This window comes from Mycobacterium sp. SA01 (assembly GCF_041287105.1).
GTDB lineage: Bacteria > Actinomycetota > Actinomycetes > Mycobacteriales > Mycobacteriaceae > Mycobacterium.
Map to the genome: position 1 here is coordinate 196,230 of NZ_JBGGNO010000022.1, position 12,784 is coordinate 209,013.

The 12,784-nt window shown below is 68.2% G+C and carries 12 protein-coding genes; 5 read left to right on the forward strand and 7 right to left on the reverse strand.

Annotated features, from left to right (window positions below):
• Nucleotide 1: 1 nt before the first annotated feature.
• From AB4879_RS27060 to AB4879_RS27080, 5 genes are all read right to left on the reverse strand, one after another.
• The gene (locus AB4879_RS27060; RefSeq protein ID WP_102805440.1) at nt 2–1,921 is read right to left on the reverse strand and encodes a penicillin-binding protein 2; all 1,920 of its coding nucleotides are present in this window, start codon (nt 1,919–1,921) and stop codon (nt 2–4) included.
• Nucleotides 1,918–3,123, reverse strand: coding sequence for a hypothetical protein (locus AB4879_RS27065; protein ID WP_370510042.1), 1,206 nt, complete (start codon nt 3,121–3,123; stop codon nt 1,918–1,920). The genes AB4879_RS27060 and AB4879_RS27065 overlap by 4 nt, the downstream gene beginning before the upstream one ends.
• Nucleotides 3,123–4,301: a 16S rRNA (cytosine(1402)-N(4))-methyltransferase RsmH gene (gene rsmH, locus AB4879_RS27070; RefSeq protein WP_370510043.1), complete on the reverse strand. Its 1,179-nt coding sequence runs from the start codon at nt 4,299–4,301 to the stop codon at nt 3,123–3,125. Before rsmH ends, AB4879_RS27065 begins: the two co-directional genes overlap by 1 nt.
• Complete coding sequence (gene mraZ, locus AB4879_RS27075) at nt 4,276–4,707, reverse strand: division/cell wall cluster transcriptional repressor MraZ (protein ID WP_036347573.1); 432 nt, start codon at nt 4,705–4,707, stop codon at nt 4,276–4,278. Before mraZ ends, rsmH begins: the two co-directional genes overlap by 26 nt.
• Nucleotides 4,708–5,070: 363 nt before the next feature.
• Complete coding sequence (locus AB4879_RS27080; RefSeq protein ID WP_102805742.1) at nt 5,071–5,481, reverse strand: DUF3040 domain-containing protein; 411 nt, start codon at nt 5,479–5,481, stop codon at nt 5,071–5,073.
• A gap of 272 nt (nt 5,482–5,753) precedes the next feature.
• On the opposite strand from AB4879_RS27080, the gene AB4879_RS27085 reads away from it, so the two are divergent.
• The 4 genes from AB4879_RS27085 (at nt 5,754) to AB4879_RS27100 (ending at nt 9,783) form a co-directional block, all read left to right on the forward strand.
• A complete protein-coding gene (locus AB4879_RS27085) occupies nt 5,754–6,353 on the forward strand; it encodes a GNAT family N-acetyltransferase (protein WP_370510238.1) in 600 nt (199 codons plus the stop codon).
• Between the two features lie 23 nt (nt 6,354–6,376).
• Nucleotides 6,377–7,063, forward strand: coding sequence for a DUF3153 domain-containing protein (locus tag AB4879_RS27090; protein ID WP_036344673.1), 687 nt, complete (start codon nt 6,377–6,379; stop codon nt 7,061–7,063).
• 97 nt (nt 7,064–7,160) lie between these two features.
• The gene (gene idsA2 / locus AB4879_RS27095; protein WP_370510239.1) at nt 7,161–8,219 is read left to right on the forward strand and encodes a bifunctional (2E,6E)-farnesyl/geranyl diphosphate synthase; all 1,059 of its coding nucleotides are present in this window, start codon (nt 7,161–7,163) and stop codon (nt 8,217–8,219) included.
• Nucleotides 8,220–8,223: 4 nt separating this feature from the next.
• Complete coding sequence (locus tag AB4879_RS27100; protein ID WP_370510044.1) at nt 8,224–9,783, forward strand: alpha-(1->6)-mannopyranosyltransferase A; 1,560 nt, start codon at nt 8,224–8,226, stop codon at nt 9,781–9,783.
• On the opposite strand, the gene AB4879_RS27105 is transcribed toward AB4879_RS27100, so the two are convergent.
• Nucleotides 9,701–10,105 (reverse strand): Rv2175c family DNA-binding protein, encoded by a 405-nt coding sequence (locus AB4879_RS27105; protein ID WP_370510045.1) that lies wholly within the window; start codon nt 10,103–10,105, stop codon nt 9,701–9,703. The two genes, AB4879_RS27100 and AB4879_RS27105, sit on opposite strands and share 83 nt — an antisense overlap.
• Before the next feature lie 37 nt (nt 10,106–10,142).
• Here AB4879_RS27105 and AB4879_RS27110 point away from each other — a divergent pair, with 37 nt between their 5' ends.
• Complete coding sequence (locus AB4879_RS27110) at nt 10,143–11,375, forward strand: protein kinase (protein ID WP_370510046.1); 1,233 nt, start codon at nt 10,143–10,145, stop codon at nt 11,373–11,375.
• Here AB4879_RS27110 and AB4879_RS27115 read toward each other — a convergent pair.
• Nucleotides 11,372–12,760 (reverse strand): class II 3-deoxy-7-phosphoheptulonate synthase, encoded by a 1,389-nt coding sequence (locus tag AB4879_RS27115; protein ID WP_102805447.1) that lies wholly within the window; start codon nt 12,758–12,760, stop codon nt 11,372–11,374. The two genes, AB4879_RS27110 and AB4879_RS27115, sit on opposite strands and share 4 nt — an antisense overlap.
• Nucleotides 12,761–12,784: the final 24 nt, after the last annotated feature.

Genomic DNA, 12,784 nt, shown 5'->3' on the forward strand with positions numbered 1-12,784 from the left:
GTTATGTGGCCTGAAGGATCAACGGCGCGCCGGGATCCGGCGAGAGCGGGACGTTCTGCCGCTGCAGCAGCCAGGCCGCGATGTTGTGGAACAGCGGCGCCGCCGAGTGACCTGGCGTTCCGTCCGGGTTGCGCTGCGGGTTGTTCATCATGATGCCGATGACGTAGCGGGGATCGTCGGCGGGCGCCATGCCGGCGAAGGTGATCCAGTAGACGTCGCTGTAGTAGCAGCCGCACGCCGGGTTGATCTGCTGGGCCGTTCCCGTCTTGCCTGCGATCTGATAGCCGTCGACGGCGGCCGGCGCCCCGGTGCCCTGCTGGTAGCCCATCGGGTCGCGCTGGACGATCGCACGGAACATGTTGCGCACCGTACGGGCGGTCTCGGGCGACACGACCCGGATGCCGGCTGGCTGCGGCTCTTCGGTGCGGGTGCCATCCGGGGCGACGGTGGCCTTCACGATCCGCGGCGGGATCCGCATCCCGTCATTGGCGATGGCCTGGTACATCCCGGTCATCTGCAGCAAGGTCATCGAAAGACCCTGCCCGATGGGCAGATTCGAGAACGTGCTGCCCGACCACTGGTCGATCGGCGGCACCAGGCCCGAACTCTCACCGGGCAGACCCACATTGGTGCGCTGCCCGAGGCCGAACTTGCCGAGCATGTCGTAGTAGCGCTCCGGCCCGATCCGCTGCGCAAGCATCAAGGTGCCGACGTTCGACGACTTCCCGAACACCCCTGTGGTGGTGTACGGCATCACGCCGTGGCTCCACGCGTCATTGACGGTGACGCCGCCCATGTTGATCGAACCGGGCACCTGCAGCACCTCGTCAGGGTTCGACAGCCCGTACTCGATCACCGAGGAGGCGGTGACGATCTTGTTCACCGATCCCGGCTCATAGGGCGAGGTGACCGGCAGATTGCCCAGCTGCTTGTCCTGCTGCCGACCGATGTCCTGGCTGGGGTCGAAGGTGTTGTCGTTCGACATCGCCAGCACTTCACCGGTTTTCGCGTCCAGCACCACCGCGGAGACGTCCTTGGCGCCGGAAGCGTCCTTGGCCATCTGGACCTGCTGCTGGACGTAGAACTGGATGTCGTCGTCGAGCGTCAGCTGCACGGTGGAGCCGTTGACGGCGTCGTGCTTGTTGCGGTAGCTGCCGGGGATGACGACACCGTCGGAGCCACGGTCATAGGTGATGGAGCCGTCGGTGCCGGACAACTTCGAGTCCATCGAGTCCTCGAGGCCGAGCAGACCGTGGCCGTCCCAGTCGATCCCGCCGACGATGTTGGCCGCCAGGGCGCCGCCGGGATACTGGCGCAGGTCTTGGCGTTCGGCGCCGATCTCGGGGAACTTCTTGGTGATGGCATCGGCGATCGCCGGATCGACCGCGCGGGCCAGATAGACGAAGGTCTCGTTGCTGCGCAGCTTCTTGAGCAGGGTGGCCGCATCGGGCTTGTTGTTGAGCTTGCCTGCGACCTCGGTGGCGATCTGGGTGAGCCGCTTGTCGGGATCCGGTGCGGAAGGCGATTTCTCCTTCGCCTCGGTCAGCTGCTTGCGGATCTTGGCGGGCTGGAAGGTCAGCGCCCTGGCTTCGATGGTGAAGGCCAGCTTGTCGAAATTGCGGTCGACGATGCTGCCGCGCACCGCCTTCTCGACATCGGTCACCTTGAGCTGGCTGGCGGCCTCGGCGCGCAGACCGGCGGCCTGTGGCACCTGCAGGTTGAACAGCTGGATGGCGGCCACGCCGATGGCCAGGAAGATGACGATGTTGCCCGCGCGGTGCCGGAAGACGAATGACGCTGTGCGGGAGCCGCTTTCGATGATCTCACGGGTCCGACGAGCCTTTGCCGAACGGCCGGGACCGGGATCCGGTTGAGCCTTGCCCGCGGAGGTGCGCTGCCGTTTGGAATCCCGGCGACTCACTGACCGGCTCCGGCGGGCGCAACGGGCGGATCGACCGGGGGCGCAACCGGGGCATCGGGTGCGGCCGCGGGCGGTGCGGCCACGAGCGGTGCCACGGCAGGCGGTGCGACTGCGGGCGGTACGGCTGCGGGCGGTACGGCGTCAGCAGGCGTGGGCACCGGTGCGAGCACGAGGCCCGGCGCCGGTGCGGCCGCAGGCGCCGGCGCCTGAGCCGGAACCGCCAGCGTGCCGGGCAACGGCGCCTGCGCCGCGGCGGGGGGAAGTGCGACAGTGCCGGGAGCCGGGACAGCGCCGGGTGCCAGAACCGTGCCGGGCAAGGTTGCCAAGGGAACGCCAAAGGGCATCGCACCATTCAACGGCAGACCACCGAGCGGAGTGGGTGCGACACGCACCGGAACCTCGGGTGAACTTCCCGGCTTCGGCGCTGCCACCGGCGGCGGCACGGGTGCGGCAGGCGGCAGCGGCTTGTCGTCGGGCAGTTTGCTGTTCAACGGCGGGGGCGGCACCCCTTCGGCCGGCTTCGGCTTGCCCACCACGGTCCAGTTGCCGGTCGGATCCTGAACCAGATGCGCGGTGTCCTTCGACGGGATCATGCCCAGATTGCGCGCGGACTCGGCCAGCGCGGGCGCGGATTCCGCCTCGAGGACGTCGCGTTCGAGCGCCTCCTTCTGCTGGGACAGCGCCTCATTGGTGGACCGGGCGGTGCCCAACTGGTAGGACCGCTGAGCGGCGTCGGTGGACAGCCACAGCGTCACGGCCAGCCCGAGACCCAAGGCCCCGATCACCAGCACCACGAACGGGACTTTCGCGACCAGCGTGTGCGGACGCAGCTCGATACCGGCCAGCCGAGCGATCAGCCGATCGCGAAGTGGCGGCCGAATGGCTTTGGGGGCCTTCGCCTTACGCGCTTTCGCCCGCGCCTTGGCCTGACTGACGTTCTTGGCCCGGGTGGGGCGTTCGGCGGGCCGTGCGACCGGCGCGGTCTGCGGTCCCTGCCGCAGCGCTCGCGGCTCGTGCGGGCGGCGGGCCGATGCGCGCCCGCCCCGTGCCGGCGCCTCGGTGCCGCGGCGACGGGCGGTGGCCGTGCCTGCGCCTGCCTTCTTCCTGGCCGACTTGGTCGGTTCGTTCTTGTCCCGCTTGGCCCCGTCCCGTTTGGCCCCTGCGCGATCCATCGAATCAACCGGCTTGCGCCCCACCTTCATCAGCTGTCTCCTCCCCGTCCCCGGTTGACCGACTTCACGCGTTGCAGTGCCCGCAGCCGAACCGGTGCACTGCGTGGATTCCGTTCGATTTCCGCGGCGTCGGCGCGTTCGGCACCGCGGGTGATCGCGCTGAATTCCGGCTCATAGCCGGGCAATTCGACGGGCAGGCCGGCCGGTGACCGGGAGGCGGTTGCCGCGGCGAATGTCGTCTTGACGATCCGGTCCTCCAGAGACTGATAGGACATCACCGCGATCCGGCCGCCGGGACGCAGCGCGGCCAGCGCCGCGGGCAGTGCCGCCGTCAGCGAGTCCAGCTCGGCGTTGACCGCGATCCGCAGGGCCTGGAAGGTGCGCTTGGCAGGGTGACCCCCGGTACGGCGCGCCGGCGCCGGGATGCCCTGGTAGATGATCTCGACGAGTTCGCCGGTGGTGGTCAGCGGCGCGTGCTGGCGTCGTTCGACGATCAGCCCCGCGATGCGGTGGGCGAACTTCTCCTCACCGAAGCGGCGCAGGATGTCGGTCAGTTCGGCGCGGCCGTAAGTGTTGAGGATCTCCGCGGCGGTCAGCGGGGCGTCGGTGTCCATCCGCATGTCCAGCGGCGCGTCCTTGGAGTAGGCGAATCCGCGCTCGGCCTGGTCGAGCTGCATCGAGGAGACACCCAGGTCGAACAGGACACCGTCGATGGATTCGGTTGCCTCCCAGCCGGCTTCGGCAAGAGCGTCGGCGATGCCGTCGTAGCGGGTGTGGACCAGGGTGATCCGGTCGGCGAACGGGGCCAGCCGCTCTCGCGCACCGGCCAGGGCACCTGGGTCGCGGTCCAGCCCGATCAGGCGCAGCGTGGGGAATTCGGTCAGGAAGCGCTCGGAGTGGCCACCGGCACCCAGGGTCGCGTCGACGAGGATCGCATCCGGTCGGGTCAGCGCCGGGCCGAGAATCTCGACGCACCGATCCAGCAGGACAGGGATGTGCCCGTGTCCTGATTGGGGGTCGGATTCGTCAACCACGACGGGACCTCCGGGTTCTGGGTGGGCACCGGGTGCCCTTGCATCGAGGTCCCTGTCCGAACAGGTGAACCTGGCGTTGGGGAAGTACGTCAGGGTCGGTTCGGGCAGAGACCACGATGCACGGGCTACCTCCGGCTGGGCGGCCGGTTCAGATGATGTCGCTGAGTGCTTCATCGCTGGCCGCGGAGAAGTTCTCTTCGTGGGTCTCCTGGTATTCCTGCCAGGCTTGGGCGTCCCAGATCTCGAGGAAGTCGACGGCGCCGATCACCACGCATTCCTTGGACAGGTTGGCGTAGCGGCGGTGGTCCGCCGACAGCGTGATCCGGCCCTGGGAGTCGGGGTGCTGTTCGTCGGTGCCGGCCGCCAGGTTGCGCAGGAACGCACGCGCCTCCGGATTGCTGCGCGAGGTCTGCGAAGCCCGCCGGGCCAGCTGTTCGAATTCCGAACGCGGGTAGACGGCAAGGCTGTGATCTTGGCTTTTGGTGACCATCAACCCTCCTGCCAGTGCGTCGCGGAACTTGGCGGGCAATGTCAGCCGCCCTTTGTCGTCGAGCTTGGGCGTGTACGTGCCGAGAAACATGCTGTGCACATCTCCTTGCCCTCACGCCCCGGAGCCGTCGCTCCGTTAACCGCCACAATACCCCACAATCCCCCACTTTGCTCCACATAATGGTCTGTTTTCGATCTGCATCCGCCACTCTCTGCCACCTCTACCCTGGCCCGAGCACTCCGGCCGTCGGATCGACCCACAAAAGCGCAGCTCAACGGCCGGTGGGGCGAAGTGGGGGTAATCGGCGCGCGGCGAGATCGACACCACGGTCACTCCGACGGCGGATCAACAGCCCTCGTGTCGATATCGCGCAGGGCGAACAGCCGGAGCGGGGTCCAGGCAAACAAAAACGGGGCAGCCGAAGCGGCTACCCCGTATTCGAGACGCTGACGGTCACTCGTCGAAACGACGCCGGAAGCGATCCTCCATGCGGCTGGTGAACGATCCGCCGCCGCCCTTGGGCCGGCGCTGACGCGAACCGGACGACGGTGACGACGGGCCCGACCGGTCCCGGCCGCCGGCGACACGCGGGCCGGTGATCGCGAAGACCACGCCGCCGAACATCACCACGAAACCGATCACCGACAGAATCGGGAAGCTTCCGATCATCGTGGCCTTGAACGCAACCCCGGCAACCAGCATCGCCAGACCGATCACGAACAGGCCGGCGCCCTGCAATCGTCTGCGCGTGGAGGGGGCCCGCAGAGTTCCGCCCCGCACACTCGAGGCGAACTTGGGGTCCTCGGCATAGAGAGCGCTCTCGATCTGATCGAGCATGCGCTGCTCATGATCGGAGAGTGGCATTCGTCCCTCCTTGCCGACACGGCCGGTCACGATTCCGATAGAACTTGGCTGCCCAGCAATGTACGGGGCGACTAACCAAATGATACGAGCTAGATGTGCGGCGTACCACCTAGTTGGTCCACCCGATTGTAGCTGTGTCCAGGCGTTGTTCTGTCCCCGCCATCGCCACGTAAGGGCCTGGTCACCACAGCAGCGGCAGAGCCGGGTCGCGAGTGCACTGATAATGGCCATGCACCCCCGGATCGATCGGCAGACAGAAAGGCATCGTGGCGTTGGCGACTTTCCTCATCGATCTGTCGCCCACCGACATGGCGCAGCGTCTTCACGACGCACTGAGCGTGTACGTCGACGCCATGCGCTACCCGCGCGGCACCGAAGGCCAGCGGGCGGCGATGTGGCTCGAGCACACCCGCCGGCACGGGTGGAAAGCCGTCGCCGCCGTGGAAGCCGACGTGGCACCCGCCGCCGAGCCCGGGACCGCGCAGCTGTCGGCGGCTCCCCTGCTCGGTATCGCCTACGGCTACTGCGGCGCCCCCGACCAGTGGTGGCAGCAGCAGGTGGTCGCCGGGCTGCACCGCATCGGCGTGCCCGCCGAGGAGATCGGCAGGCTGACCAGCAGCTACTTCGAGCTGACCGAGCTCCACATCCACCCGAGCGCCCAGGGCCGCGGGCTGGGCGAAGCGCTGGCCCGACGGCTACTCGCCGACCGCGGCGAGTCCCACGTACTGCTGTCGACCCCCGAAATCATCGGCGAGGCCAACCGGGCCTGGCGGCTGTACCGGCGGCTCGGCTTCACCGACGTGATCCGCGGCTACCACTTCGCCGGCGATCCGCGGGCGTTCGCGATTCTGGGTCGTAGCCTCCCGCTGTAGCGCGGATCTGGCACGATACCCACGTGCGCGACCCATCCCGCCGCCTGCGCTTACGCGCCCTGGCGTTGTTGCTGCTCATCATCGCGCCGTTGGCGGTCGGCTGCGTGCGAGTGCACGCCTCGATCACGGTGTCGCCGGACGACCAGGTCTCCGGTCAGATCATCGCCGCCGCCAAAGCCCGCGACTCAGACGACCAGGGGCCGCAGTTCGACCTCAACGTGCCGTTCAGCCAGAAGATCTCGGTGTCGAAGTACAAATCCGACGACTTCGTCGGCTCCGAGGCGGTGTTCTCGAACCTGAGCTTCGCCGAAGTGCCGCAACTGGCCAACCTCAACCGCGAGGCCGCCGGGGTGGACATCTCGCTGCGGCGGGCAGGCAATCTGGTGATCCTCGAAGGCCGGGTCGACCTGACCAGCGTCACCGACACCGACGCTGACGTTTCGCTGACGGTTTCCTTCCCCGGGGAGGTGACGTCCACGAACGGCGACCGCCTCGACACCGACGTCGTCGAGTGGAAGCTCAAGCCGGGCGTGGTGTCGACGATGAGCGCCCAGGCCCGCGCCACCGACCCCAGCACCAGGTCGTTCACCGGAGCGGCGCTCTGGCTCGGACTGGGTGCGCTCGCGGTGTGCGGCGTCATCGGCAGCCTGGCCTGGGTCAGCAGGGACCGTTCGCCGCGATTCGCCAACTCCGATCAGGCCGACAGCTAGCCGACGTTCTAGTCTGGTTCCACCCGGATCTCCCGTCGGCTCGTACACAGAAAGGGGCGCTGCGCTGAGCGTCGAAGCAGCTCCGTCTGCCGTCCAGCTGGCCGGCGCCGTCACCGACCAACTTCGGAAGTACCTGGCCGGCCGCCGCGCCGACGCCGCCTACATCGGAACCGACTACGACGCGCTGATCGGCGCCCTCGAAGATTTCGTGCTCCGGGGCGGCAAACGGGTACGTCCCGCGTTCGCCTACTGGGGCTACCGCGCCGTCACCGCCGACCCTGATCTGCCGGTGGACGACGACGCTCTGCGGCTGTTCTCGGCGCTGGAGCTGCTGCACGCCTGCGCACTGGTGCACGACGACGTCATCGACGATTCGGCGACACGGCGCGGCTGGCCGACGGTCCACGTCCACTTCACCGACCTGCACCGCAGCAGCAGTTGGCGCGGCTCGTCCGAGCAGTTCGGGCGTTCGGCCGCGATCCTGCTGGGTGACCTCTCCCTGGTGTGGGCCGACGACATCATCGCCGCGGCGAATCTCGACGACGACGGCCGGCGGCGCGTCCGGCGGGTGTGGTCGGACATCCGCACCGAGGTGCTCGGCGGTCAATACCTCGACATCGTCGCCGAATCCAGCGGTGCGGAGTCCATCGAGTCGGCGATGAACGTGAACACCTACAAGACCGCCTCGTACACGATCTCGCGGCCGCTGCAGTTCGGCGCCGCGGCCGCCGCCGACCGGCCCGACGTCCAGCGCATCTTCTACGAACTCGGCACCGACCTCGGGGTGGCATTCCAGCTGCGCGACGACGTTCTCGGCGTGTTCGGCGATCCCGCCGTGACCGGCAAACCGTCCGGGGATGACCTGCGGTCCGGCAAGCGCACCGTGCTGCTCGCCGAGGCGGTGCAGCGGGCAACCGCCTCGGATTCGGCCGCCGCGGACCGGCTGCGCGCCGGAATCGGCACCGAACTGTCCGACGCCGACGTACGCCAACTCTGCGACGTGATCGAGTCGGTGGGCGCGCTGGCCGCGGTGGAAGGCCGCATCGAACTGCTGACCAACCGGGCACTGAGCCTGCTGGAGAGCGCGCCCATCAACGCACCGGCCAAAGCCGGTCTGACCGAACTCGCCAGATTGGCCGCCAACCGGTCCGCCTAGGCCCATGTCCGCCACCACACCCACCACACCGACCAGCCGGGCCGGCCTCGCGCGCCTGGTGGCGTTCACCGCCGCCGAGGAGGGCCGCCCGGCCCTACTGGGTTTCCTCGGCGCGATCCTGCTCACCCTCGGCGGCCTCGGCGCGGGCAGCACCCGTCAGCACGATCCACTGCTCGAGTCGATGCACCTGTCCTGGTTGCGATTCGGCCACGGCCTGGTGGTGTCGTCGGTGCTGCTGTGGGGCGGCGTCGTGCTGATGCTGGTGGCATGGCTGTGGGTGGGCCGCCGCGTCGTTCGGCGGGACAACGAGATCAGCGAATTCTCGATGATCGCGACCGCCGGGTTCTGGCTGGCTCCGCTGCTGCTGAGCGTTCCGCTGTTCAGCCGCGACACCTATTCGTATCTGGCGCAAGGCGCGCTGCTGCGCGATGGCCTCGACCCGTACGCCGTCGGACCGGTGGAGAACCAGAACTCGTTGCTGGACAACGTGAGTCCGATCTGGACCACCACCACCGCGCCCTACGGCCCGGCGTTCATCCTGGTTGCGCGGTTCGTCACCACCCTGGTCGGTGACCACGTGGTGGCCGGCACCATGCTGCTACGGCTGTGCATGCTCCCCGGGTTGGCGATGCTGATCTGGGCGGCGCCCCGGGTGGCTCGTCACATCGGCGCGAACGGCTCGGTGGCACTGTGGATTTGCGCGCTCAACCCGCTGGTGATCATTCACCTGATGGGTGGGGTGCACAACGAGATGCTGATGGTCGGCCTGATGATGGCCGGCATCGCGCTGACGTTCGCCCGCCACCACGCCGCCGGGGCGGCGCTGATCGCGATCGCCGTCGCGGTGAAGGCAACCGCGGTGCTGGCCTTGCCGTTCATGGTGTGGGTGTGGATGCGGCACCTGCGGGACCGGAAAAAGCAAAGAGCCATAACGGCTTTCGCGACCGCATCGGCGGCGTCGGTGGCGATCTTCGTCGCGGTGTTCGCGGTGCTGTCCTGGGTGGCCGGGGTCGGCCTGGGCTGGCTGACCGCGCTGGCCGGATCGGTGAAGATCATCAACTGGCTGACCATCCCGACGGCCGTCGCGAACCTCACCAACGCCATCGGCGGACTGTTCATGCCGGTCAACTTCTACGCGGTGCTCGATGTCACCCGGATTGTCGGCATCGCGATCATCGCCGTGTCACTTCCCCTGCTGTGGTGGCGGTTTCGGCATGACGATCGCGAAGCGCTGACCGGCATCGCGTGGGCGATGCTGGTGGTCGTGCTCTTCGTGCCCGCGGCGCTGCCGTGGTACTACACCTGGCCGCTGGCGGTGCTGTCGGCATTGGCACAGTCCCGCACCGCGATCGCACTGATCGCCGGGTTCTCCACCTGGATCATGGTGATCTTCAAACCGGACGGCTCACACGGGATGTACTCGTGGATCCATGTGCTGCTGGCCACCGCGTGCGCTCTGGCGGCCTGGTACTCGCTGAGAGTCAGTACGCCATCGCCTGAGCGCGCCGAACCACCTCACGAGCCTGATGAGCATGCAGCGCGTCCACCGGGCGAGCGTTGCTGACCGTTTCACGCGACCCATCGCGGGTGATGGTCAGTGACGGGTCGGCGGTGAACAGCCAGCGCAGGATCTCGGTGTCGCGGTAGCCGCCGTCGCGCAGCACCGCCAGCAGGCCGGGCAGGCTCTTCACCACCTCGCCCTCGGCGTTGAGGAAGGCCTTCGGGATCATCGGGACCCCGCCGCGTTTCACCGCTACCAGATGGCCTTCGCGCAACTGCTGGTGCACCTTGGTCACCGGGACGTGCAATAACTCGGCGACCGCCGACAGCTCGTAGACCGGCTCGTCGGGATCCAGCACGTCTTCGCCGGCGGGAATGCTGCTCACCGGCCCAGTCTAGAACTGTTCGGCCTCGGCATACCATGTGTCGGTGACGTCGGACCCCCTCAACGGCGTGTTGCTGGAAGACCGGTACCGCGTCGACGCCAAGATCGCCACCGGCGGCATGTCCACGGTGTACCGCGGTCTGGATGTACGTCTGGACCGTCCGGTCGCGTTGAAGGTGATGGACGCGCGGTACGCGGGAGACAGCCAATTCCTCACCCGCTTCCAGCGGGAAGCCCGCGCGGTGGCCCGGTTGAAGGACCCCGGGCTGGTCGCGGTCTACGACCAGGGCCTGGACGGCAGCCACCCCTTCCTCGTCATGGAGCTGATCGAGGGCGGCACACTGCGCGAGTTACTGCGCGAGCGCGGACCGATGCCCCCGCACGCGGCGGCGGCGGTGCTGCGCCCGGTGCTGGGCGGACTGGCCACCGCACATCGCGCCGGACTGGTGCACCGCGATGTCAAACCCGAGAACGTACTGATCTCCGACGACGGCGAGGTCAAGCTGGTCGACTTCGGGTTGGTTCGTGCGGTTGCCGAAGCCGGGATCACCTCGACCAGCGTGATTCTGGGCACGGCGGCCTACCTGTCCCCCGAGCAGGTCAGCACCGGAGCCGCCGACGCCCGCAGCGACGTCTATGCCGTCGGTGTGCTGGCTTACGAATTGATCACCGGCGCAACGCCGTTCAACGGTGACAATCCGCTGACTGTGGCATACCAGCGGATGGACCACGATGTCCCGCCGCCGAGTGCGGCGATCAGCGGGGTGCCGCCCCAGTTCGACGAGTTCATCGCGCGCGCAACGGCTCGCGACCCCGAGGCCCGGTTCGCCGACGCGGCGGAGATGGCCGAGGATCTGGACGCGATCGCCGTGGAGTTGGCGCTGCCGAAGTTCCGGGTGCCTGCACCCAAGAACTCCGCTCAGCACGCCGCGGCCACCGCGTTACACAGCCGACCGACCGTCGACTTCCACCCGGTCCCGCGACCGGTGCCTGCGCAGACCCCGCCGCCGCTGGCGCCGCCACCGGCCGTCAAGAATCCCACCCGGCAGCTCATTCGCGACCCGCAGGACTGGCAGCCGGACGCCGCAGACGACGAGACTCCGGAACTCGCAAGCCAATTCGCCGGTATCGACATCGGTGAATTCATCTGGGAACGGCAGCGCGCCCGGCGGGCGCTGATGTTCTGGACTCTGATCGTGCTGCTGCTGACCGGCGGGATGGCCGCAGCCGGCTGGACGCTCGGCACCAACCTGCAAGGCCTGATCGGCTAGTCGCGCAGCATCTCCGCGACCAGGAACGCCAGCTCCAGTGACTGCTGGGTGTTCAGTCGTGGATCGCACGCCGTCTCGTAGCGCCCGGCCAGATCCGAATCCGAGATGTCCTGCGCGCCACCGAGACACTCGGTGACGTTCTCGCCGGTGATCTCGACGTGCATGCCGCCGGGATGGGTGCCCAGCGCGCGATGCACCTCGAAGAAGCCCTGCACCTCGTCGACGATGCGGTCGAAGTGGCGGGTCTTGTAGCCCGTCGAGGACTCGTGGGTGTTGCCGTGCATGGGGTCGCACTGCCAGATGACGTGATGGCCCGACGCCTGCACCTTCTCGATGATCTGCGGCAGCACATCGCGCACCTTGCCGTTGCCCATCCGGCTGACCAGCGTGAGCCGGCCGGGCTCGTTGTTCGGGTCGAGCCGCTCGACGTACTCCACCGCCAGTTCCGGTGAGGTGGTCGGGCCGATCTTGACGCCGATCGGGTTCGCGATCACCTCGGCGAACGCCACGTGGGCGCCGTCGAGCTGGCGGGTGCGCTCCCCGATCCAGACGTAGTGCGCCGACAGGTCATACAGCTTGGGCCCACCGACGGCGTCGGCATCCATTCGCAGCATCGCGCGCTCGTAGTCCAGCACCAGCGCCTCATGGCTGGCGTAGATCTCGGCGGTGTCCAGGTTGCGGTCATTGACGCCGCAGGCCGTCATGAAGCGCAGGCCGCGATCGATCTCGCTGGCCAGCGTCTCGTAGCGGGCACCCGCCGGCGAGGTCCGGACGAACTCCCGGTTCCAGTCGTGCACCGCGTGCAGCGAGGCCAAGCCCGACGACGTCAGCGCCCGCACCAGATTCATCGCGGCGCTGGCGTTGGCGTAGGCGCGGACCAGCCGCGACGGATCGTGTTGGCGCACCGCGGCGTCGGGGGCGAAACCGTTGACCATGTCACCGCGGTAGGACTTCAGCCCCAGCGCGTCGGTGTCCGAGGAGCGCGGCTTGGCGTACTGCCCGGCGATGCGGGCCACCTTGACCACCGGCATGCTCGCGCCGTAGGTGAGCACGACGGCCATCTGCAGCAAGGTGCGGATGTTGGCGCGGATGTGCGGCTCGGTGTTGTCGACGAAGGTCTCGGCGCAGTCGCCGCCCTGCAGCAGAAACGCCTTGCCGAGGGCCACGTCGGCCAGCTGCGCCTTGAGCTTCTCGATCTCCGACGGCACGGTGACCGGCGGCACGCTCTCGAGGACGGTACGCATCGCGGCGGCCTGCTCGGGATCCCAGCTGGGCTGCTGCAGCGCCGGCTTCGTCAGCGCCGCATCGAGCCGTCCGCGCAGGTCAGCCGGGAGCGGCGGGAGCGACGGCAGCTGCTCGATCGGTACGTCAACGGTCCAGTTCACCCGTCCATGGTAACCGGGCCGCGC